The 22,332-nt window shown below is 71.7% G+C and carries 20 protein-coding genes; 10 read left to right on the top strand and 10 right to left on the bottom strand.

What is annotated here, in order from left to right:
* The first annotated feature begins 162 nt into the window (after positions 1–162).
* Positions 163–1,923: an arginine--tRNA ligase gene (gene argS, locus ACFYNP_RS36690; protein WP_388420529.1), complete on the top strand. Its 1,761-nt coding sequence runs from the start codon at positions 163–165 to the stop codon at positions 1,921–1,923.
* A 117-nt stretch (positions 1,924–2,040) separates the two neighbouring features.
* On the opposite strand, the gene ACFYNP_RS36695 is transcribed toward argS, so the two are convergent.
* A complete protein-coding gene (locus ACFYNP_RS36695) occupies positions 2,041–3,531 on the bottom strand; it encodes a helix-turn-helix domain-containing protein (protein ID WP_388791629.1) in 1,491 nt (496 codons plus the stop codon).
* Between the two features lie 371 nt (positions 3,532–3,902).
* Here ACFYNP_RS36695 and ACFYNP_RS36700 point away from each other — a divergent pair, with 371 nt between their 5' ends.
* Positions 3,903–4,709: a DUF4232 domain-containing protein gene (locus ACFYNP_RS36700; RefSeq protein WP_388791631.1), complete on the top strand. Its 807-nt coding sequence runs from the start codon at positions 3,903–3,905 to the stop codon at positions 4,707–4,709.
* 38 nt (positions 4,710–4,747) lie between these two features.
* Here ACFYNP_RS36700 and ACFYNP_RS36705 read toward each other — a convergent pair whose 3' ends face one another.
* On the bottom strand, positions 4,748–6,169 hold the full coding sequence (locus ACFYNP_RS36705) for an MFS transporter (protein ID WP_388791633.1): 1,422 nt from the start codon (positions 6,167–6,169) through the stop codon (positions 4,748–4,750).
* A gap of 183 nt (positions 6,170–6,352) precedes the next feature.
* On the opposite strand from ACFYNP_RS36705, the gene ACFYNP_RS36710 reads away from it, so the two are divergent.
* A complete protein-coding gene (locus tag ACFYNP_RS36710) occupies positions 6,353–6,976 on the top strand; it encodes a helix-turn-helix domain-containing protein (protein WP_388420525.1) in 624 nt (207 codons plus the stop codon).
* 74 nt (positions 6,977–7,050) lie between these two features.
* On the opposite strand, the gene ACFYNP_RS36715 is transcribed toward ACFYNP_RS36710, so the two are convergent.
* A complete protein-coding gene (locus ACFYNP_RS36715; RefSeq protein WP_388791635.1) occupies positions 7,051–8,292 on the bottom strand; it encodes a PLP-dependent aminotransferase family protein in 1,242 nt (413 codons plus the stop codon).
* 44 nt (positions 8,293–8,336) lie between these two features.
* Positions 8,337–8,795, bottom strand: coding sequence for an ATP-binding protein (locus tag ACFYNP_RS36720; RefSeq protein WP_388791637.1), 459 nt, complete (start codon positions 8,793–8,795; stop codon positions 8,337–8,339).
* A gap of 118 nt (positions 8,796–8,913) precedes the next feature.
* Between ACFYNP_RS36720 and ACFYNP_RS36725 the strand changes: the two genes are divergently transcribed.
* The 4 genes from ACFYNP_RS36725 to ACFYNP_RS36740 all read left to right on the top strand — a co-directional run bounded on the left by ACFYNP_RS36725 (position 8,914) and on the right by ACFYNP_RS36740 (position 11,115).
* Positions 8,914–9,738 (top strand): Scr1 family TA system antitoxin-like transcriptional regulator, encoded by an 825-nt coding sequence (locus ACFYNP_RS36725; RefSeq protein ID WP_388791639.1) that lies wholly within the window; start codon positions 8,914–8,916, stop codon positions 9,736–9,738.
* Positions 9,735–9,971: a DUF397 domain-containing protein gene (locus ACFYNP_RS36730; RefSeq protein ID WP_388791641.1), complete on the top strand. Its 237-nt coding sequence runs from the start codon at positions 9,735–9,737 to the stop codon at positions 9,969–9,971. The genes ACFYNP_RS36725 and ACFYNP_RS36730 overlap by 4 nt, the downstream gene beginning before the upstream one ends.
* 51 nt (positions 9,972–10,022) lie before the next feature.
* Positions 10,023–10,775 (top strand): DUF4253 domain-containing protein, encoded by a 753-nt coding sequence (locus ACFYNP_RS36735; protein WP_388791643.1) that lies wholly within the window; start codon positions 10,023–10,025, stop codon positions 10,773–10,775.
* Between the two features lie 193 nt (positions 10,776–10,968).
* Complete coding sequence (locus ACFYNP_RS36740; RefSeq protein ID WP_388791645.1) at positions 10,969–11,115, top strand: hypothetical protein; 147 nt, start codon at positions 10,969–10,971, stop codon at positions 11,113–11,115.
* 27 nt (positions 11,116–11,142) lie between these two features.
* Here ACFYNP_RS36740 and hemB read toward each other — a convergent pair whose 3' ends face one another.
* The 6 genes from hemB to ACFYNP_RS36770 all read right to left on the bottom strand — a co-directional run bounded on the left by hemB (position 11,143) and on the right by ACFYNP_RS36770 (position 18,315).
* A complete protein-coding gene (gene hemB, locus ACFYNP_RS36745; RefSeq protein ID WP_388420518.1) occupies positions 11,143–12,132 on the bottom strand; it encodes a porphobilinogen synthase in 990 nt (329 codons plus the stop codon).
* A gap of 466 nt (positions 12,133–12,598) precedes the next feature.
* The gene (locus tag ACFYNP_RS36750) at positions 12,599–14,245 is read right to left on the bottom strand and encodes a uroporphyrinogen-III synthase (RefSeq protein WP_388420517.1); all 1,647 of its coding nucleotides are present in this window, start codon (positions 14,243–14,245) and stop codon (positions 12,599–12,601) included.
* Positions 14,242–15,201 carry a hydroxymethylbilane synthase gene (gene hemC / locus ACFYNP_RS36755; protein WP_388420516.1) on the bottom strand — a complete coding sequence of 320 codons (960 nt, stop codon included), beginning with the start codon at positions 15,199–15,201 and terminating at the stop codon, positions 14,242–14,244. Before hemC ends, ACFYNP_RS36750 begins: the two co-directional genes overlap by 4 nt.
* Entirely contained in the window at positions 15,198–16,799 is a 1,602-nt protein-coding gene (locus ACFYNP_RS36760; protein ID WP_388791647.1) for a glutamyl-tRNA reductase, read from the bottom strand. Before ACFYNP_RS36760 ends, hemC begins: the two co-directional genes overlap by 4 nt.
* Complete coding sequence (locus ACFYNP_RS36765; RefSeq protein ID WP_388420514.1) at positions 16,796–17,575, bottom strand: redox-sensing transcriptional repressor Rex; 780 nt, start codon at positions 17,573–17,575, stop codon at positions 16,796–16,798. Before ACFYNP_RS36765 ends, ACFYNP_RS36760 begins: the two co-directional genes overlap by 4 nt.
* A 455-nt stretch (positions 17,576–18,030) precedes the next feature.
* Complete coding sequence (locus ACFYNP_RS36770) at positions 18,031–18,315, bottom strand: glutaredoxin family protein (RefSeq protein ID WP_388420513.1); 285 nt, start codon at positions 18,313–18,315, stop codon at positions 18,031–18,033.
* 139 nt (positions 18,316–18,454) lie between these two features.
* Between ACFYNP_RS36770 and ACFYNP_RS36775 the strand changes: the two genes are divergently transcribed.
* From ACFYNP_RS36775 to ACFYNP_RS36785, 3 genes are all read left to right on the top strand, one after another.
* On the top strand, positions 18,455–19,405 hold the full coding sequence (locus ACFYNP_RS36775; protein ID WP_388420512.1) for an HAD family hydrolase: 951 nt from the start codon (positions 18,455–18,457) through the stop codon (positions 19,403–19,405).
* A 502-nt stretch (positions 19,406–19,907) separates the two neighbouring features.
* Positions 19,908–20,696, top strand: a complete 789-nt coding sequence (locus tag ACFYNP_RS36780; RefSeq protein ID WP_053724590.1) for an ECF subfamily RNA polymerase sigma factor, BldN family — start codon at positions 19,908–19,910, stop codon at positions 20,694–20,696.
* A 271-nt stretch (positions 20,697–20,967) separates the two neighbouring features.
* Positions 20,968–22,152, top strand: a complete 1,185-nt coding sequence (locus tag ACFYNP_RS36785) for a DUF5667 domain-containing protein (RefSeq protein WP_388791649.1) — start codon at positions 20,968–20,970, stop codon at positions 22,150–22,152.
* Positions 22,153–22,332: the final 180 nt, after the last annotated feature.

Below are 22,332 nucleotides of genomic sequence, written 5' to 3' on the forward strand. Positions count from 1 at the left end.
CTTTCTCGTAATGCCCTCGTCTGCCCTGGAGAGGCCGGCACGCTCATTCTCCCAGACGGAAGGAGCTCCTCCGGGGTTGCCCGCATCTCGGGAGAAAGGCAAGGGGGCCGCGTGGGAGAATCGCAGGGCAATCGTCCTCACTCCCGACAGGAACGGCACCTCATGGCCTCGGTCCATTCCCTCGCTTCCACTGTCCAGCAGCGCCTGGCGGACGCCCTCTCGGCTGCCCTGCCGGAGGCCGGCTCCACCGACCCGCTGCTGCGACGAAGCGACCGGGCCGACTTCCAGGCCAACGGCATCCTGGCGCTCGCGAAGAAGCTCAAGGGCAACCCGCGCGAGCTCGCGACGAAGGTCACCGACGCGCTGGACGCGGGCGACCTCCTGAAGGACGTCGAGGTCTCGGGCCCCGGCTTCCTCAACATCACGCTCACCGACCGGGCGATCATCGAGACCCTCGCCGCGCGCGCCGCGGACGACCGGCTCGGCGTGCCGCTGAAGGAGAACCCGGGCGTCACGGTCATCGACTACGCCCAGCCGAACGTGGCGAAGGAGATGCACGTAGGCCACCTGCGCTCGGCGGTCATCGGCGACGCGCTGCGCGGCATGCTCGACTTCACCGGCGAGAAGACCATCGGCCGTCACCACATCGGCGACTGGGGCACCCAGTTCGGCATGCTCATCCAGTACCTGATCGAGAACCCCGGCGAGCTGGCCCCGGCCGACGCCGTGGACGGCGAGCAGGCCATGAGCAACCTGAACCGGGTCTACAAGGCCTCCCGCGCGGTCTTCGACTCGGACGAGGAGTTCAAGGAGCGCGCCCGCAGGCGGGTCGTCGCCCTCCAGTCCGGCGACAAGGAGACCCTGGAGCTGTGGCAGCAGTTCGTGGACGAGTCGAAGGTCTACTTCTACTCGGTCTTCGAGAAGCTGGACATGGAGGTCCGGGACGACGAGATCGTCGGTGAGTCCGCGTACAACGACCTGATGCCGGAGACCGCCCGCCTCCTTGAGGAGTCCGGCGTCGCCGTGCGCTCCGACGGCGCGCTCGTGGTCTTCTTCGACGAGATCCGGGGCAAGGACGACCAGCCGGTCCCGCTCATCGTGCAGAAGGCCGACGGCGGCTTCGGCTACGCCGCCTCCGACCTCTCGGCGATCCGCAACCGCGTCACCGACCTGGACGCCACGACGCTGATCTACGTCGTGGACGTACGCCAGTCGCTGCACTTCAAGATGGTCTTCGAGACGGCCCGCCGGGCGGGCTGGCTCGGCGACGACGTCACCGCGCACAACATGGGCTACGGCACGGTGCTCGGCGCGGACGGCAAGCCGTTCAAGACCCGTGAGGGCGAGACGGTCAAGCTGGAGGACCTCCTGGACGAGGCCGCCGAGCGGGCCACCGCGGTCGTGCGCGAGAAGGCCGAGAAGGTGGGCCTGAGCGAGGAGGAGATCGTCGAGAACGGCCGGTACGTCGGCATCGGCGCCGTGAAGTACGCGGACCTCTCCACCTCGGCGAACCGGGACTACAAGTTCGACCTGGACCAGATGGTGTCCCTGAACGGTGACACGTCCGTCTACCTCCAGTACGCCTACGCCCGGATCAAGTCGATCCTGCGCAAGGCCGAGGGCGTGGCCCCCACGGCCCACCCGGAGCTCGAACTCGCCCCGGCCGAGCGGGCGTTGGGCCTGCACCTGGACGCGTTCGGCGAGCTCCTCACCGAGGCGACGGCCGAGTACGCCCCGCACAAGCTGGCCGCGTACCTGTACCAACTGGCCTCGCTGTACACGACGTTCTACGACCAGTGCCCGGTCCTGAAGGCCGACACCGAGGCTCAGGTCGAGAACCGCCTGTTCCTCTGCGACCTGACCGCCCGGACGCTCACCCAGGGCATGGCCCTGCTCGGCATCCGGACGCCCGAGCGCCTCTGATCGCGTCAACTCCCGCGCGGGACCGGCTGGTTCACTGCCGGCCGGTTCGCCGCGAGGTTCCCCGGGCGCGGTTCACTGCTCCCGGGCTCAGCGCTCCCGGGTTCAGCGCTCCCGGGTTCACTCGCCTTGGAGGCTCTTCCACGCGTTGTCGATCGTGTCGTACTCGTACAGCGGCCGGCCCTTGACCGCACTGGTGCGGAACGGCTTGCCTCCGTCGTCCACCTTGACCGTGCCGGAGCGCTCCCCGCTGCTCCAGCCGACCTCCAGGTACCAGCTGACGTCGTGCGCCTCGACGTGCACGTCGAGGTCGAAGACCTCCGGGTCGTGCGTGGACACCTTGAACGGGAAGCCCTTGGCCGGCACCACCGAGTCGCCCTGCTTTCCGGCGACCGGCTTGGTGACCGGCTGCGGCGCGTCCAGGTCGACGTCGAAGGTCTGCGGGACGACGCCGCCGCCGCAGCCGCTGCCCATGGAGTACGCCGTCCAGTTCAGCGGCGCCTCGCGCCCCACCACCCGCACGTCGACCCCGGTGATCACCACCGCTTCCTCGCTCTTGCCGGTCGTGGTCAGCTCCAGCTTCAGGTTCCCGCCGTCGACCCCGCCGAGCGCCCGCGCCCAGGAGCGCCGGTCCTGCGCGCTGGGCGGGGGCGGCGGAACGGCGCTGGGCTGCTGGTCGAGCAGGTAGAACTTGCCGCACGGCGTGTCCCAGTCGTACGAGCTGATGCCCGCGCTGATCGGGGTGCCGAGGGCTGCGCCCGGCTTGGCCGACGGCCTCACGTGCGAGGCGGAGGCCGACGGGCTCGCCGAGGCCGATGCCGACGCGCTGGGCGTGGGGCTGGGTGAAGCGCTCGGCGTGGGGCGCCCGGCCGCGCTCTTGGTGGCCGCCGCCCGGCTCTCCTCGGCGTCCGCGACCGTACCGCTGGGCTTGTCGCCGGGACCCGACAGCGCGGCGACGGCCACGGCGGGCACGGCGAGCGCCACGACGGCGGCCCCGATGAGCACGAGCCGCGCCCGCCTGCTGCCGAACCTGCCTGGCCCGGAGGGCCGGCCGGCCGACTCGGACGCGACGACGTACGGCAACTGCCCGGCCGGCCCAGCACCGGACTGCCGCTCGGCGGCCGGGACTTCGACGGGGGCGGTCGGAGTGCCGGCCCCGGAAGCGGTGCCGGGCTCGGAAGCGTTGCCGGGCTCGGGAGCGGGGGCAGGCTCGGAAGCGTTGCCGGGCCCGGGAGCGGGGGCGGCCTCGGCGGATCCGGCCGCAGCGGCACTCGAAGCGGGGGCGGCCTCGGCGGATCCGGTCGCAGCGGCACTCGGAGCCGTACCGGCGGCGGCACTCGCCGGGTTCGCTCCGCGCGAGCGGCGCCGCGCCTCGTCCGCCAGGATCCAGCGCCGGTGCAGTTCGACGGACTCCTCGGGGCTCGCCCCGCACAGCCGCGCGAGCCGCTCGACGGGCGCGTACTCGTTGGGCACGGCGTCACCGTTGCAGTACCGGTGGAGCGTGGACGTACTCATGTGGAGCTTGCCCGCGAGCACTCCGTAGCTGCGCCCCGAGCGGTCCTTCAACTCCCGCAGCAGCGCCGCGAACTGCTCGGACTCCGTTGTCGCCATGCCCCGGTCCCCTCCCCATCCGTCCCAGGAACGCATTCCAGGGACAGGTTGTTTCCCCAGGTCAAAGGGTGTTCCAGCGTTCCAGCTTCCCCTATTGTCCCTTGCTCGTTGCCGGGCCTTCGGACCGGCCCGCAAGGTAGGTGCAGCAAGCAGCCGAACAGCCCGTTCCGGGAGCACACCATGCGAATCCGCATCCGGTTCAACCTCGCGGACTCGGTGGCCGTCGTCGTCCTGGCGGCATCCATCGCGACGCTCATCACGCTTCTCCACCAGTACCGCCGCTGACGCGTCCACTCCACTGGTCGGGTGGCCGGACCCAACGCACCACTCGCGATTCACCCTTCACGATGCACACGGGGAGCACCTTTCACATGCGTACCACCTTCCGTATCGCCGCCGCCGCGACCACCACCCTCGTCGCCGCTCTCGCCCTGACCGCCTGCGGTGGCGGAAGCGGTTCCGGCGACACCAAGGCGGGCGACAAGCCGGCCGCGTCCTCGGTCGTCACCCCGGCGACCGGCGACGGCCAGGCCCCGGCCGCGAACGACTCGGCGGGCGCCACGGCCGGGGACAGCAGGAACTCGGGCTCGGGTACGGGCTCGTCCGGTACCGGCTCGTCCGGTACGGGTTCGTCCGGTACGGGTTCGTCCGGTACGGGTTCGTCCGGTATGGGCTCCGGCAAGCACGCCGGCACCCCCGCCAAAGCGGACGGCAAGCCCACCAAGAAGCCCTCGGCCGGGGGCCGCACCGTCGACACCCCCTGCACCGGGGCCAACGTGAAGCTGACGGCGACCCCGGTGACCCGCCCGATCAACCACATCCTCCTGACGGTCACCAACACCGGCAAGACGCTGTGCAACGCCTACGGCGCCCCCTCCATCTCCTTCTCCAAGGACGCGCAGTCCCCGGTCCAGATCGACCGGGACACCATCCCGCAGGCCGTCGTCACGCTGTCCCCCGGCGCCTCGGCGTACGTGATGGTCCGCACCCTGGGCGAGGACGACGGCGGCAAGGCGTACAACGCCGACCACGTCACCGTGTACTTCCACGGCCGCTCCGGCAACGAGTCCACCGGGCCGTCCGCCTACGCGGCCCTCTCCAAGAGCGTGGCCGTCGTGGACAGCCAGGCCATGGCGACGTACTGGCAGTCGGACCTCTCGACGATCGACGGCTGGTAGCCGACCCCGGGCCGAGCGAGCCTGGGCCCCGGAAGGCGTCAACTCGCCGTCGCCGGGCGCCGGGTGAGAGCGCGGCCCGTGGCCGCGAGGGCGAGGGCGGCGAGCACCAGGGCCGCCGCGACGGCGAAGGTCACCCGCATGCCGGTGGCCACCGCGCCCGAATCCGCCGTGGTGACGTCATCCGCCGCCGCGGCGAACGCGAACACCGCGCCCATGACCGAAGTCCCGGTGATGAGGCCGAGGTTGCGCGAGAGGTTGAGCATTCCGGAGGTGACGCCCCTCCGGTCCGCCGGGACGTCGGCCAGGACGGCGGTGTTGTTGGCCGTCTGGAAGACGGCGTATCCGCCGGTGACGACCACGAGCGGGCCGACATAGCCGAACACCCCGAGCGAGGTGGGCGTCACGGCGAGCAGGACGCACCCCGTGGCCGAGGCTCCGAGTCCGGCGACGGTCATGCGGTACGCCCCGAACCGGTCCGCGACCCGCCCGGCCGGCACCCCGGTCAGCGCGGCGACGAGCGGACCGGCGGACAGGACGAGCCCGACCAGCGCGTCGTCGAGCCGGAGTGCGCGCGAGAGGTAGAACGGCCCGACCACCAGCGTCGCCATCATCACCGTCGACACCAGGGTGCTCATGGCGAGGCTCGTGCTCAGCGCCGGATCGCGGAACATGGCGGGCCGGACCAGCGGGGACGCGGCCCGGGACTCGACCCGTACGAACAGGACGACACCCAGCGCGGCGGCCGCGAGCAGCACCGCGGTGAGGGTGCCGAAGTGGCCGTGTCCCAGCGTCATCGCCAGCGCGTACGCGGCGAGGGTGAGGGCGAGCACCGCGGTGCCGGGGTGGTCGAAGCGGGGCCGGGCGCCATCGGCGCGCCCACCGTCGGCGGGCGGCCGCCCGTCCGTCAACACACGGGCGTCGGCGGGCAGATGGCGACGGACCAGAACCAGGGTCGCGAGCCCGAGCGGCACCGTGGCGAGGAAGATCGCCCGCCAGCCGAACCCGGAGACGAGCACACCGCCGAGCGAGGGCCCCAGGGCGGTGCCGATGGCGGACATCGTGCCGAGCAGCCCCATCGCCCGGCCGGTCTGCGCCCTGGGCACGGTCCCGCCGACGAAGGCCAGGGTGAGCGCCATCATCGCGGCCGCCCCGAGTCCCTGAGCGGCACGGGCCGCGATCAGCAGCCAGAGCGTGGGCGCGGCCCCGCACAGGGCCGAGGCCACCGTGAAGAGCAGCACGCCCGCGAGCAGCAGTCGCCGGCGCCCGACGAGATCACCGAGCCGCCCGACGCCGACGATCAACGTGGTGACGGCGAGCAGATAGGCCAGCACCACCCACTGAACCTGCTGGAACGACGCTCCGAAGGCATGCGCCAGGGCCGGCAGGCCGACGTTGGCGATGCTGGTGCCGAGCGACGAGAGCAGCATCGAGAGCGAGAGCCCCGCCAGCACCCACCGCACCGGCCCACCGGGCCCCCCTCGCCCCGTAACCACCTCGGACGTCCCCACGCCTGTGGACTTCACCATGGACCCCGCTCTCCGGCCGGAGCCCGCCGAAGGGGCTCATGCCGCAGAAGGTCCTCCGGAACGTCGAGAACGGCAATCAATGTTGCCGATTCCGGGACGGCCGGATGGAATGTGACCATGCCCCGACCCCAGAGCAGGCCGCCCCACGCGGAGCCGCCCCCGACGACCTCCGCCCACCAGGCGGTACTGGACGAGGTCGGCCCCCGGCTCAAGCGGCTGCGCACCCAGCGCGGCCTCACGCTGGCGGCGCTCGCCGAGACGACGAACATCTCCAAGAGCACCTTGTCCCGCCTGGAATCCGGCCAGCGCCGCCCCAGCCTGGAACTGCTGCTCCCGCTGGCCGGCGCGTACGGCGTGCCCCTGGACGACCTGGTCGGCGCGCCCGAGGTCGGCGACCCCAGGGTCAGGCTGAACCCGCGACCCCATGCCAACGGCGGCACGTTCGTCCCGCTGACCCGCTCGCCCGGCCCCCTCCAGGCGTACAAGCTGGTCATCCCGGACCGGGGCAGCGAGCCTGAGCTCCGCTCGCACGAGGGCTACGAGTGGCTGTACGTCCTCGACGGCCGGCTCCGGCTCGTCCTCGGCGCCCACGACCTGGTGCTCGGCCCCGGCGAGGTGGCCGAGTGGGACACGAAGGTGCCGCACTGGTTCAGCAGCGCGGACGGCCGCCCGGTCGAGGTGCTGAGCCTGTTCGGCAGACAGGGCGAACGGATGCACGTACGGGCGAAGCCGAAGGGCTGACCGGGCACGTCCACCGCGCCCGCCCGCCCGCGAGGTCCCGAGCCCCTGAACCCCTGAACCCAGCCTCAACAGGCTTACTTCCAGACGGAGTTGAACGCCCGGCCGAGCCGCCCAAGCCCCTCCCGGATCTCATCCGGCGAGGAAGTGACAAAGCACAGCCGAAGCGCCGCCGCATCGGGCACACCGGCAAAGAAGGGCGCCCCGGGAACGTAAGCCACATCGTGCTCAACCACCGTGCCCAGCAAGGCAGTCGCATCCCACCCCGCCGGCAGCCGAACCCACAGGAACATGCCCCCCTCGGGCCGATTCCAGCTCGACCCCGAGGGCAGCGCATCGCGGAGCCCCGCAAGCATGGCGTCCCGGCGCTCCCCATAGGCGCCCCGCACCGTGGCGAGGTGCGCATCCAGATCCCGGTCCGCCAAGTACCGCGCGGCGGCGAGCTGGTTGACGGTCGGGGTGTGCAGGTCGGAGGCCTGCTTGGCGATGACGCAGGCCCGCAGCAAGGCGCGGGGCGCCCTCAGCCAGCCGATGCGCAGCCCCGGCGCCATGATCTTCGAGTAGCTGCTGAGCAGCACCGTGCGGTCGGCGGCGTCCTCGTACGAGGAGATCCAGGGCACGTCCTCGCCCTCGTAGCGCAGCTCGCCGTACGGATCGTCCTCGACGATCCACAGCCCGCGCCGCACCGCCACATCGGCCACCGCCCGGCGCCGCTCGGCCGTCATGGTGCGGCCGGTCGGGTTCTGGAAGGTGGGCACGCAGTAGAAGAGCTTGGGCCGCTCGCGCGCGACGATCTCGTCGAGGGCGACGGGGTCCGGCCCGTCCTCGTCGCACGGCACGGCGACGACCCGCGCCCCGGCGAAGCCGAACACCTGCAACGCGGCGAGGTAGCAGGGGTCTTCCACCACGACCACGTCGCCCGGTTCGAGCAGCGCGGCGGCGAGGAGCGTGAGCCCCTGCTGCGACCCGGTGGTGATGAGGAGGTCGTCCGCACCGGTGGCGAGCCCGCGCTTGCCGAGCCGCTCGGCGGTGGCGGCCCGCAGCACCGGGCTGCCCTCGGTCGTCGAGTACTGGAGCGCCGTGGCGGCCTGCTCGGCCAGGACCGCCCGGAACGCGGCGGCCATCCCCGCCCCGTCGAACAGCTCCGGCGCGGGCAGCCCGCCCGCGAACGAGATGACCTCGGGCCGGGCGGTCAGCGCGAGGATCTCCCGTACCGGCGAAGCCCCGACGGAGGCGGCGCGCGCGGCGAGCGGCGGAACAGGGGCGCCTGCGGCGGGCTCGGCGGCTCGGGTCGGCTGTGCGGCGGGCTCGGCGGCCATGGGGCGGCTCCTGTCAGTTGCTCGGACGTCCAAGTACCGGCACCCTACGCAGCGCCCCCTGGCCCGAATCCGGCCATTCCAGGATCCGAGCCGTCGCCGGATTCACCGCCCGGGCAAATGAACTCACACCACACGAATTTGCCCGGATCCCGCTCCCCCACACCCCACTTGTCGGCCAGCACGTCCACGAGGACCAGCCCCCGCCCGCCCTCGTCCGTCCCGCCCGCCCCCTCGGCAACCCGGGGCACCCCACCCCCGCTGTCGTGCACCTCGACCCGCAGCACGGCCCCCTCCTCCAGCCGGAGCCGCAGCAGGAACCCCCGCCCCGGCGGCACCCCGTGCAGCAGCGCGTTCGTGGCCAGCTCGCTGACACACAGCGCGATGGCGTCGAGCCGGTGGAGGAACCCCCAGTCGACAACGGCTCCGGTCGCGAACTCCCGCGCGGCGGGCACGGATTGGCGCTCGCGAGGGTAGAACTTCTCCCGCATTTCGTTCTCACTCATGGTCATGGGGGGAGAGTTACGGAGTACGCCTGCCGTGGCGCAGTGGCCCGACCCGTACACAAATTCTGTACGGGTCCCCGAGGCGTAACGTACGGGCCCCTGTGGGGAGTTGGCAGGCATGCGCCCCAGCAAGCGAACCCGGAAGAACGCGTCGACGATGAAGATGGTCGGCGCCCTCCTGGCCGAGTTCCGCGCGGCCGCCGCCCTGACCCAGCGCGAACTGGGCCAACGCGTGCTGCTGCACACGGAGATGATTGCCTCGATCGAGCAGGGCCGCCGCCCCCTGAAACCCGACCTGGCCCGCTCCCTCGACGCCCTCCTGGACACCAAGCGCGCCCTACAGACAGCCGTCGCCAACATGCCGGACATCGACCTGATCCCGGCGTGGGCCGAGGAGTACATGGACCTGGAGCGCGAGGCCATCGCCCTGTCCTGGTTCGAGAACCAGGTACTGCCCGGCCTGCTCCAGACCGAGAACTACGCGCGAGCGGTGTTCCTCAGCAAGGTGCCCGCGATGAGCGAGGACGAGATCAACGCGCAGGTCGCTGCGCGGCTTGAGCGGCAGGAGATACTGCACCGGAAGGAGCCGCCGACGATCAGCTTCGTCATCGCGGAGGCGGTCCTGATGGCCCGCCTCGGTGGTGATCAAGTATTTCGCGAGGCGCTGGAACATCTGCGGCGGTGCGCCGACCTCCCCGGCCTGACTCTTCAGATCATGCCCGTGAACCTGAAGCGCCACGCGGCCCTGGACGGCCCATTCACCCTGGTGGAGACGCCGGACCACCAGCTCCTTGGCTACACCGAGACCCAACGTGGAAGCCAAATCATCACTGATCCCGACGAGGTGAGCATCCTGGCTCAGAGGTATGCGATGCTGCGAACACAGGCCCTCAACACCGAGGACACCAAGGGCCTGTTGGACCGTTGGCTAGGAGAGCAATGAGCATCGCCTCACTGAAGTGGTTCAAGTCCAGCTACAGCGGCAGCGACGGCGGCCAGTGCCTGGAAATGGCCTGCGCCTGGCGGAAGTCGAGCTACAGCGGCGACGAGGGCGGGGCCTGCGTCGAGGTGGCGGCCCACCCGGCGGCCATCCACGTCCGGGACTCCAAGAACCCGGACGGCCCCGCGCTCACCCTGAACCCCACCGCATGGCGGACCTTCGTAGCGGAACTCTGAACTCCGCCCCATCGCACGGGCGTTGTCAGTGGCGGGACCTACATTCGGGGCATGGCGATGCTTGCGAATCCACTCCCTCAGCTGACGGCCGACCCGACGGGCAAGGCGCTGGGTCTCGACCTGCCGCCGGGCAGGGTGATCGGCCCGGCGGCCGAACCGCTGCTCTGGTACGCGGACGGTCCGGCGGGCCCGGAGGACTGGGCACGCCTGACCCCGGCCCGACGGGCGGCGGGGCTGCACCCCGTACTGCTGTGCGGGACAAGGGAGTTGGTGGACTGGGAGCTGGCCCCGGAGGAGATGTCGTACCCGGGCGACCATGACGCCGAGGACGTCCTGGAAGAGTTCTGGGCGGCGTACGCGGAGGACGAGCTGGGTCTTGAGGCGGCGGCCTGGCCCGGCCTGGCGGAGGCGCCCGAGCTCCAGGAGGACCCCGACCGCAGGGCGGCGGAGGTCGCGGTGAAGGCCGAGGGGCATCTGAAGAGTGCCCGCGCGGCACTGGTCCCGGCCCGCCGCAGCGCGGATGTGCCGGCGGCCCTTGGCTGGTGCGGACCGGCGGACCACGAGCAGGACGTGGCCCGGCTGTGCGCGGTGCTGAGGTCGTGGGAGGACAGGTTCGGGGTGCGCGTGGTGGGCCTGAGCCCCGAGGGCCTGACGGTGTCGGTGGCGGCCCCGCCGACGGACGAGGTCGAGTCGCTGGTGCTCGCGGCGGAACACTTCGCGTTCTGCCCGAACGCGATGGAGACGGACCTGGCGCCGTACGCGAAGTCCCTGCAAGGGAAGCCGAGTTGGACGTTCCGCTGGTGACGACCCGGCTCCCCCCCGGCGACGGGCCCGGCGGCTACCTGTAGTCCTCGCACTGGTGGCCGGGGGGCTGGGGGGGGGGCGGGGGGCTGGGGGGCCGGGGGGCTGGGGCAGATCTTGAGGACCTCGCGGGGAGAACCACGATCGACCCGGGTCCGAAGCTGCCGGAGGGGAGGTTCGCAACACCTGTCCCGGCGTGACCCGTGTGCCGATCCGGGACGCCCCCGCGACCGAGTGGGCCCTGGTCTGGCGAACCAGCGAGGAGACCGCCCGCATCCGCGCCTTCGCCCGCGTCGCGGAGGAGCCGGCCGCCGCACCCGTCCCGGCTCCCGTGCCGCGCTGAGCCTCGAAGGAGGCTGCCCGCCCGAGGTCAGAGACCCCGGGCCACCTCGGTCGCCCAGTACGTGAGGATCATGTGGGCGCCGGCCCGCTTGATGCCGGTCAGGGTTTCCAGGATCGCCCGGTCGCGGTCGATCCAGCCCTTCTCCGCCGCCGCCTCGACCATCGCGTACTCGCCGCTGATCTGGTACGCCGCGACCGGCACGTCCACCGACGCGGCGACCTTCGCCAGGATGTCGAGGTAGGGGCCGGCCGGCTTGACCATCACCATGTCCGCGCCCTCGGCCAGGTCAAGGGCCAACTCCCGCATGGATTCACGGGTGTTGGCGGGGTCCTGCTGATACGTCTTGCGGTCGCCGCGCAGCGAGGAGCCGACGGCCTCGCGGAAGGGGCCGTAGAACGCGGAGGAATACTTCGCGGTGTAGGCCAGGATGGAGACGTCCTCGTGGCCGGTCTGGTCCAACGCGTCGCGGATGACGCCGACTTGGCCGTCCATCATGCCGGAGGGACCCACGACGTGGACGCCCGCGTCGGCCTGGACCTGGGCCATCTCCGCGTAGCGTTCCAGGGTGGCGTCGTTGTCGACGCGGCCGTCGGCGTCGAGCACGCCGCAGTGGCCGTGGTCCGTGTACTCGTCCAGGCACAGGTCGGACATGATGACGAGGTCGTCGCCGACCTCTTCGCGCACGGCGCGGACGGCGACCTGGAGGATGCCGTCGGGGTCGGTACCGGCCGTGCCGGCCGCGTCCTTCTTCTCGTCCTCCGGCACGCCGAAGAGCATGATCCCGGCGACGCCCGCGCCGACCGCCTCGACGGCGGCCTTCCGCAGGGTGTCCAGGGTGTGCTGGGCCACGCCCGGCATGGCCTGGATCGGGACGGGCTCGGTGATCCCTTCCCGTACGAACGCGGGGAGGATGAGGTCGGCGGGGTGCAGCTGGGTCTCCGCGACCATGCGGCGCATGGCGGGGGTGGTGCGCAGCCGACGGGGCCGGGCCCCGGGGAAGGATCCGTACTCAGTCATGTCCCCTACGCTACGCCGCCCGCAGGGGGTGCTTTCCCCACCCCGCCCCTACCGGGGAGGCACCCCGGACCCCGCGGTTCGACTGCGGCCCGCACACGGCTGGTCACGCAGTTCCCCGCGCCCCTGAACCCGCTCTCGACTGCGGACCGTCGTGGCCGTTCGCGCAGTTCCCCGCGCCCCCAACCCCGTTTCCGTCCGTCCACCGTGCGTGGTTGCTCGCGCAGTTCCCCGCGCCCCCAACCCCGATCCCGTCCGTCCACCGTGCGTAGTTGCTCGCGCAGTTCCCCGCGCCCCTAAGGCCTCGGTGCTGGGGCACCTACAGCCCGTCCGGCGTTTGAGGACGAGCGCCGTTCAGGCGCGAACGGGGTCTGGGGCGGAGCCCCAGGGGGCCGGAACCAACCAACCCCGAGCCACGGGCGGGAGGGTGGGCAAATCCCCCGGGGCCCGGGGCTCCGCGTACCCCGGACTACGTCGTGCGGCGGCGCCGAGCGCCGGGGCGGCGCTCGCTCGGACGGGTCACGTGCTCGCCCGCCGAGACCGCCGCGTCACGACGCGCCGCACCGAAGTCCGCGAGGGCCTGGGCCAGCTTGTGGACGGACGGCTCCGGAGCCATGACGTCCACCCGCAGCCCGTGCTCCTCCGCCGTCTTGGCCGTGGCGGGGCCAATGCACGCGATGACGGTCACGTTGTGCGGCTTGCCCGCGATGCCCACCAGGTTCCGCACCGTGGAGGACGAGGTGAACAGGACCGCGTCGAAGCCGCCGCCCTTGATCGCCTCACGCGTGTCGGCCGGCGGCGGCGAGGCCCGCACCGTCCGGTAGGCCGTGACGTCGTCGACCTCCCAGCCGAGCTCGATCAGACCGGCCACCAGCGTCTCGGTGGCGATGTCAGCGCGGGGCAGGAAGACGCGGTCGATCGGGTCGAAGACCGGGTCGTAGGGCGGCCAGTCCTCCAGGAGACCGGCGGCCGACTGCTCACCGCTGGGCACCAGGTCCGGCTTGACGCCGAACTCGACCAGCGAGGCCGCCGTCTGCTCGCCCACCGCGGCGACCTTGATCCCCGCGAAGGCGCGGGCATCGAGCCCGTACTCCTCGAACTTCTCGCGGACCGCCTTCACCGCGTTGACGCTGGTGAACGCGATCCACTCGTACCGGCCGGTCACCAGGCCCTTGACCGCGCGCTCCATCTGCTGGGGCGTGCGCGGGGGTTCGACGGCGATCGTCGGCACCTCGTGCGGCACGGCTCCGTACGACCTGAGCTGGTCGGAGAGCGAGGCCGCCTGCTCCTTCGTACGGGGTACGAGCACGCGCCAGCCGAACAGCGGCTTGGACTCGAACCACGAGAGCTGGTCGCGCTGGGCGGGGGCACTGCGCTCGCCGACCACGGCTATGACCGCCTGGTGCCCGTCCGGCGAGGGCAGCACCTTCGCCTGCTTGAGCACCTGGGCGACCGAGCCGAGCGTCGCGGACCAGGTCCGCTGACGGGTCGTGGTGCCCGCGATCGTCACGGTCATCGGGGTGTCGGGCTTACGGCCCGCCGACACCAGCTCGCCGGCCGCGGCCGCGACCGTCTCCAGGGTGGTGGAGACGACCACCGTGCCGTCGCTCGCGCCGACCTCCGTCCAGCACCGCTCGGAGGCGGTACGGGCGTCGACGAAACGGACGTCGGCGCCACCGGCCCCGCTCAGCGGCACACCGGCGTACGCCGGCACACCGACCGCGGCGGCCACGCCCGGCACCACCTCGAAGGGGATGCCCTCGGAGGCACAGGCCAGCATCTCGCCGGCCGCGTCGCCGTCCAGGCCCGGGTCACCGGACACCGCACGGACGACCCGCCTGCCGGAGCGCGCGGCCTCCATGACAAGATTGGCGGCATCCCGCAACACAGGGATCCCGGCGGTTGTTGACGCCTCGTCAATAACCGTCAGCTGAGGCGTGTCCACACCTGCCCGCGCATGCGCGCGAACAACGTCGAGCACAGCCGGCTCGGCGATCAGGACGTCGGCGGACGCCAGCGCCTCCACGGCGCGCAGCGTCAGCAGCCCGGGGTCACCGGGTCCGGCACCGAGGAAGGTGACGTTTCCGGCTGCGGTGGGGTGGGTCGTGGGGCTCAAAGTGCTCGCTCCCCCATAAGACCGGCCGCACCCTTGGCGAGCATCTCGTCCGCGAGTTCGCGTCCGAGGGCCATCGCCTCGTCGTGCGACGTGGGTACGGGACCGGTGGTGGACAGCTGCACCAGCGAGGAACCGTCGGTGGTACCGACAACTCCGCGCAGGCGCATCTCATGAACAACCTGCCCATCGGCCAGCAGGTCGGCCAACGCACCCACAGGTGCGCTACAGCCGGCCTCCAGGGCGGCGAGCAGGGACCGCTCGGCGGTGACGGCGGCCCGGGTGAGCGGGTCGTCGAGCTCGGCGAGCGTGGCGGCGAGGTCGGCATGGGCCGCCGTGCACTCGATCGCCAGTGCCCCCTGGCCGGGGGCGGGCAAAACGGTGTCGACCGACAGGAAGTCGGTCACGACGTCGCTGCGTCCGATGCGGTTGAGCCCGGCGGCGGCCAGGACCACCGCGTCGAGCTCGCCCTTGGTGACGTAGCCGACGCGGGTGTCGATGTTGCCGCGGATCGGCACGGTCTCGATGGTGCGGCCGTGGCTGCGGGCGTACGCGTTGAGCTGCGCCATCCGGCGCGGCGAACCGGTGCCGACGCGGGCGCCGTCCGGAAGCTGCTCGAAGGTGAGACCGTCGCGGGCCACCAGCACGTCCCGCGGATCCTCGCGGACCGGGATCGCGGCGAGCACCAGATCGGGGTGCTCGGCGGTCGGCAGGTCCTTGAGGGAGTGCACCGCGAAGTCGACGTCGCCGCGCAGCAGCGCCTCGCGCAGCGCCACGACGAACACACCGGTGCCGCCGATCTGCGCGAGGTGCTCGCGGGAGGTGTCGCCGTACGTAGTGATCTCCACCAGCTCGACCTGACGGCCGGTCAACTGCCGTACGGCGTCGGCCACATGGCCGGACTGGGCCATGGCGAGCTTGCTGCGCCTGGTCCCGAGTCTCAGTGCTTTCTCGGTCATGACCGCCCTCGGTTCTTGACATCGGCGTCGTTCAGATCGGCCCGGGAGACGGCGGCCACCGTCTCGGGGTCGAGGTCGAAGAGAGTGCGCAGCGCGTCCGCGTACCCGGCACCGCCGGGTTCGGCCGCGAGCTGCTTGATCCGCACGGTCGGGGCGTGCAGAAGCTTGTCGACGACGCGGCGCACGGTCTGGGTGACCTCGGAGCGCTGCTTGTCGTCGAGGTCCGGCAGCCGGCCTTCCAGGCGCGCGACCTCACCGGCCACGACCTCGGCGGCCATGGCGCGCAGCGCGACCACGGTGGGCGTGATGTGCGCGGCCCGCTGGGCGGCGCCGAACGCGGCCACCTCGTCGGAGACGATCGCGCGCACCTGGTCCACGTCGGCGGCCATCGGGGCGTCGGCGGAGGCCTCGGCGAGCGACTCGATGTCGACGAGCCGCACCCCGGGCACCCGGTGCACGGCGGCGTCGATGTCCCGCGGCATCGCGAGGTCGAGCAGCGCCAGCTTCACGGGCCCGGCCGGCACGGGAACGTCGCGGCGCTCGCGCGAGATGCGCCGCTGGGTGTTCTCCGCCCAACTGCCGTGCAGCTCAAGGGAGTCGGCGTCGGTACCCGCGGTGGCGTCGGCCGCGCCGTCGGCCCTGAGCGCCTCGTCGACCACCCCGAACCCGGCCACCGCGGCACCCGCGGCAGCCGAACCGGAGAAGCCCACGGGACACCCCGGGGCCGCGGCGGCCTCGGCGGGAGCGACCGGCGCCGGGCCGGTGAGGCTCTCGCCGAGGGCGACGGCGACGGCCTCGCCGGTCAGCACCAGACCCGTGGCGCCCGTACAGGACACCGCGACGTCGACTCGTGTCAGTTCCCGCGCCACATCGGCCATCGGCACGGCACGGGCGGCCGTGCCCGACTCACCGAGGATCTCGGCGAGGCGCTCGGCGCGGGCGTGGGTGCGGTTGGCGACCACGACCTCGTCGATGCCGATCCGGCCGAGCGTCGCGGCGGCGAGCGAGGACATCGAGCCCGCGCCGATGACCAGCGCGCGCTTGCCCTTGGCCCAGTCCTCGACGGGCGCCCCGGCGGCCAGCTGCTCCAGACCGAAGGTGACGAGCGACTGGCCCGCCCGGTCGATGCCGGTCTCGCTGTGGGCGCGCTTGCCGACCCGCAGCGCCTGCTGGAACAGATCGTTCAACAGCCGCCCGGCGGTGTGCAGTTCCTGCCCGAGCGCGAGGGTGTCCTTGATCTGGCCGAGGATCTGGCCCTCGCCGACGACCATCGAGTCCAGGCCGCAGGCCACCGAGAAGAGGTGGTGGACGGCCCGGTCCTCGTAGTGCACATAGAGATAGGGGGTGAGCTCTTCGAGGCCGACGCCGCTGTGCTGGGCGAGCAGCGTGGAGAGCTCGGCGACACCCGCGTGGAACTTGTCCACGTCCGCGTACAGCTCGATGCGGTTGCAGGTGGCGAGCACCGCCGCCTCGGCGGCCGGCTCGGCGGCGAGGGTGTCGTGGAGCAGCTTGGCCTGCGCGTCCGCGGAGAGGGAGGCCCGCTCCAGGACGCTGACGGGGGCGCTGCGGTGGCTGAGGCCGACGACCAGGAGGCTCATGCCGGCATCACGGCGGGCATGTCCCCGTCCGGTCCCTTCCGGCCATTGCCCGCGGCACGCACCGGCGGCACCACGGCGGCGGCCGCGGCGGCCGCCTCGGCGACGGCGGCTTCCTCGCCGGCCTTGCGCTGCTCGTGGAAGGCGAGGATCTGGAGCTCGATGGAGAGGTCGACCTTGCGCACATCGACGCCGTCGGGCACCGAGAGCACGGTCGGCGCGAAGTTCAGGATGGAGGTCACCCCGGCCGCGACGAGCCGGTCGCAGACCTGCTGAGCGGCGCCCGCCGGGGTCGCGATGACCCCGATGGAGACGCCGTTCTCGCTGATGATCTTCTCCAGGTCGTCGGTGTGCTGCACCGGCATCCCGGCCACCGGCTTCCCGGCCATCGCGGGGTCGGCGTCTATCAGGGCGGCGACCCGGAAACCGCGCGAGGCGAAGCCACCGTAGTTGGCGAGGGCCGCGCCGAGGTTACCGATACCGACGATCACAACCGGCCAGTCCTGGGTCAGACCCAGTTCCCGGGAGATCTGGTAGACGAGATACTCGACGTCATACCCGACGCCACGGGTGCCGTACGAGCCGAGGTACGAGAAGTCCTTGCGCAGCTTCGCGGAGTTGACCCCCGCCGCGGCCGCGAGTTCCTCCGAGGAGACCGTCGGCACGGAGCGCTCGGAGAGACCGGTGAGCGCGCGCAGATACAGCGGAAGCCTGGCGACGGTGGCCTCGGGGATTCCTCGGCTTCGGGTCGCCGGTCGGTGAGTTCGGCCAGTTGCCACGGTGCTCCTGCGGGATGAGCGGGGCTGTAGGCGGCCACATGTCCCAAGGCCGCCCCGTCGGATGCAGGCTATGTCTTTGTGAACGCGTGCACAAAGATGGTGTCCGCTTTGTCCGAGCAAAGTGACCGGGCTCACGCGAGCCGAGGAGAGAATCGCGGAACCGCAGACGGGTTCAGTCCGTTCAGGACCCGAAGGGGGCAAAGCCGCACACTCTCCTCACAGCGATACCCCCGAATCACAGCAAAACGACCACGATGGTAACCGCAACTATTGCGATCCCCATCATTTGGCTGCTCAGCCGCTCACGGCCGAGCACCCCGAAAAAACCGGCCGACCGCCCGGATTCAACGGGCCGACCGCCCGACCCCAGCCCGGCCGACTCCCCGGGCCCAACCCTCCTGCGGCCCGACCCCAGCCGGCCGACTCCCCGGGTTCTCCCTCCGGCAGCCCCGGGTTCAACCGGTCAGCGCGGTCTTGAGGCGTACGGGGTCCACGCGCCAGAAGGTGTGCTGCTCGCCGTCGACGAGCACGACCGGGATCTGCTCCCAGTACTCCTTGTGCAGCGCCTCGTCCTGCGTGATGTCCTTCTTCTCCCAGGCCGCACCCGTCTCGGCGCACACGGCCTCGATCACCTCCTGGGCGTCGTCGCACAGATGGCAACCGGGCTTCCCGATCAAGGTGACCACCCGGTCGGCAGGGTTCCCGCCCGGCTTCTTCTTACGTCGCAGCAAGGGACTCATGCCTTCCATTCTCCCGCCCCGGGGCAGCTCGGGGCCCCATAAGCCCGGATCGTCCGCTTAACACGACGGCCTCGGAGAGTTCACGCCATCGCATACCGGCGCGTCGGGAAGTCCCGAACAGACTGGCTATGCTCACGGCATGGCCGCACTGGGATGGCTCACCCCTCGTAGGCGCTCGGCGACAGCACGCAGTGTGCTGGCCGGCGAGGCCGCAGCCGAGGCAGCCCGCAAGTCCTCGCAGGAACTGGCAGAGCTGGCGGAACTGGCCCAGGCCAACGCCGACGAGACCCCGTCGGAGCCCGAGTTCCCCGTCGTGGGGGACGACCTGGCCGCCGCCTTCTTCGACCTCGACAACACCGTGATGCAGGGCGCCGCCCTCTTCCACTTCGGCCGCGGCCTGTACAAGCGGAAGTTCTTCCAGCGCCGCGAGCTCGCCCGCTTCGCCTGGCAGCAGGCCTGGTTCCGGCTGGCCGGTGTCGAGGACCCCGAGCACATGCAGGACGCCCGCGACAGCGCGCTGTCCATCGTCAAGGGCCACCGCGTCTCCGAGCTGATGTCGATCGGCGAGGAGATCTACGACGAGTACATGGCCGACCGCATCTGGCCCGGCACCCGCGCGCTCGCCCAGGCCCACCTGGACGCGGGCCAGAAGGTCTGGCTGGTGACGGCCGCGCCGGTCGAGACCGCCACGATCATCGCCCGCCGCCTCGGCCTGACCGGCGCGCTCGGCACGGTGGCCGAGTCCGTGGGCGGCGTCTACACCGGACGCCTGGTGGGCGAGCCGCTGCACGGGCCCGCCAAGGCCGAGGCCGTCCGGGCGCTCGCCGCCGCCGAGGGGCTCGACCTCAGCCGGTGTGCCGCGTACAGCGATTCGCACAACGACATCCCGATGCTCTCGCTCGTCGGCCACCCCTACGCCATCAACCCCGACGCCAAACTCCGCAAGCACGCCCGCGAGCGCGAGTGGCGGCTGCGGGACTACCGCACCGGCCGCAAGGCCGCGAAGGTCGGCATCCCGGCCGCGGCCGGGGTCGGCGCGCTGGCGGGCGGCACGGCCGCGGCCGTCGCCCTGCACCGCCGCCGACGCTAGCCGGAGCCGTTCGGCCGGGCCGGGGCCTGCCCCGCGAGCACGGCCTGCCGCGTGCGGCCGCTCCGGACTCGGGGCCGCCTCGACCCGCGGTCCGCCGCGATGACCCGCGCCAGGCCGCTCGCGCGGGTCGCCCCGGCCCCGTTCGCCACTGTCCGCAGCCGTGAGCGGTCACCGGCCGCCGTCAGCCCGCCGGAATATTCGATTGTGTGGGTTTCGCCCCCACCCCCTTGGCCCGCCAGCCCCGTTGCCCACACCCGGGCACAACAGATCTCCGTCGCGGACAGATCCGAAAGCAACCCGATCAACTTCCGCTCACGATGTGCGACTTGAACAGACGCATAGACGTAACAAGAGCGACGGAATCGACGATTTGAGCAACTGGGTGTAGCGCTCCCTGCACGAAGCGTTATTCTCCTCAGACGCAATCCGGAACCCGCACATCGCCACGATGGGTGAACAGTTCCGCACTGCACGTGATGGAAGCTCTGCCTCTGGGAGTCCCGTGTACCCACACGTCGGGGTTGACGCCTCGGGCCTGGCTACGCTGCGCGGGGCGGTCGTCGACCGCCTGCGCGTCTTCGTCCCCACCGCGTACGCCGGCGCCCCTGCCTTCGCCACCGCAACACCCGTCGGGCCCTGCTACGCCCTGGCCGACGGTGGTGCCGCAGTCGGTAGACGGAGCGGCGGCCGCAGCACGGGCACGTCCGCGACGCCCACCGCCCGCCGGCCCACCGCCGACAGCGACAGCGCCCGCATGATGGACCTCGTCGAGCGCGCCCAGGCCGGTGAGGCCGACGCCTTCGGCCGGCTCTACGACCAGTACAGCGACACCGTCTACCGCTACATCTACTACCGCGTCGGCGGTAAGGCGACGGCCGAGGACCTGACCAGCGAGACGTTCCTGCGCGCCCTGCGCCGGATCTCCACCTTCACCTGGCAGGGCCGCGACTTCGGCGCCTGGCTGGTCACGATCGCGCGCAACCTGGTCGCCGACCACTTCAAGTCGAGCCGTTTCCGGCTCGAAGTGACCACCGGCGAAATGCTCGACGCCAACGAGGTCGAGCGTTCCCCCGAGGACTCCGTCCTGGAGTCGCTCTCCAACGCCGCGCTGCTCGAAGCCGTGCGCAAGCTCAATCCGCAGCAGCAGGAGTGCGTCACCCTGCGCTTCCTCCAGGGCCTCTCGGTCGCCGAGACCGCCCGGGTCATGGGCAAGAACGAGGGCGCGATCAAGACCCTCCAGTACCGGGCCGTACGCACCCTGGCCCGGCTCCTGCCGGACGACGCGCGCTGATCGCCCGGCCTTTCCGGAACCACCCGCCGACCCGCCTCAGGCGGGTCCAACTCACCATCCGTGAGCATTCGATGACGCTGTGGTCCGATCATCTTTCGTCTCATCTTTCGTCCGTAACCCAAGTGCCGCGTCCGTCGTTGTGCGGGATGCAGGCTCCCTGTGGTCACGCCATGCCCACAGCCGCTCACTCGATCGTGTGGATGTGCTCAAGGCGTGCAACCTTCCAGGCCCCTTGGGGAGTCGACCGTGATGACGAGAGGAGGTGCCGCCAGTGATCGCGAACGTATCGGCGCACCGGCGGGCGAACGCCTTCGCCCAGGCCCTGGAAGAAGCCTCGGCGGCCGACCAGGAGACACCCGAGACCGGGCCGGCCGAACAGGCCGACACCGGCGGGCTGTTGACCCTGGCGGGTGGGCTCGGCGAACTGCCGAAACCGGAGATGGACCCGCAGGTCAAGATCGAGCAGCGAGCGCTGCTCATGGCCGAGATGGAGCGAATGTTCGCCGGCGGCGGTGCCGCCGACCCTCAGGTGCCCGAGCAGCGGACCGGCCGCGGCGCCCACCGGGCGACGTCGCTCCGGAAATTGCGACCCCGCTCCCGCTGGTCCAAGGGCATTGCGGCGGGGGGGCTCAGCATCGGCGTGGCCGCGGGCGCGTTCAGCGGCGTGGCCGCTGCCAGTTCCGACGCCCTCCCCGGTGATTCCCTCTACGGGCTGAAGCGGGGCATGGAAGACCTCAAGCTCGGCATGGCCGACGACGACGCCAGCAGAGGTGAGCTCTACCTCGACCAGGCCTCGACCCGGCTCTCCGAGGCGAGACGCCTGCTGGAAAGAGGCCGCTCCGGCGACCTCGACCACGAGCAGCTCGGCGAGGTCCGGCGCGCCCTCAGCGGCATGGAGCACGACGCCTCCGAGGGGCACCGCCTGCTGCACCAGGCCTACGCCCGGGACGGCTCCCTCGGCCCCATCGCCGCGCTCAACTCCTTCTCCCAGGCGCACCGCGAGACCTGGAGCAAGCTGCGCGGCAAGCTGCCCCCGCAGCTGAACGACGTCGGCAACAAGGTGACGTCGGTCTTCACCGCCATAGACGAAGAGGTCCAGCCGCTTCAGTCGCTGCTGCCCAAGACGTCCTCCAAGACGCACACCCGGCGGGACACCACCTCGCACCCCGGCGGCACCTCGGGCGCGACCCGCCCGTCCACGCCGTCCTCGTCCAGCGCCTCCGGCCACAGCACCCCCGGCCAGAGCGGAAAGCCGCCTCAGCACCCCTCCGGTTCACCCTCCGACGAGGGCCTCCTCGGCGGCAACACCGGCGGCCTGTTCGAGCCGGGCACGGGCAGCACCGCGCCCGCCCCGCCCCACAAGTCGGCCAAGCCCCCGGTGCCGGACGTCACCCTGCCCCCGCTGCTGCCGGGCCTGCTGCCGGGCCTGGGCATCGACGAGGAGAAGGCGGACTAGCCGGACTGGCCGGGCGAGCGGCAGAGAAGTACGTGCGCCAACGCGAGACCGCGAGAACGTGAGAGGGGCCGGGAAGCATCCCGGCCCCTCTCGCCGCGTACCAGCCCGCAGCCCGTCGCGTACCGGCCCGCAGTCCGCCGCGTCCCGGCCCGCAGTCCCTCGCGTACCGGCCCGCAGTTC

Origin of the sequence: Streptomyces sp. NPDC006691 (assembly GCF_042869955.1) — a bacterium.
GTDB lineage: Bacteria > Actinomycetota > Actinomycetes > Streptomycetales > Streptomycetaceae > Streptomyces.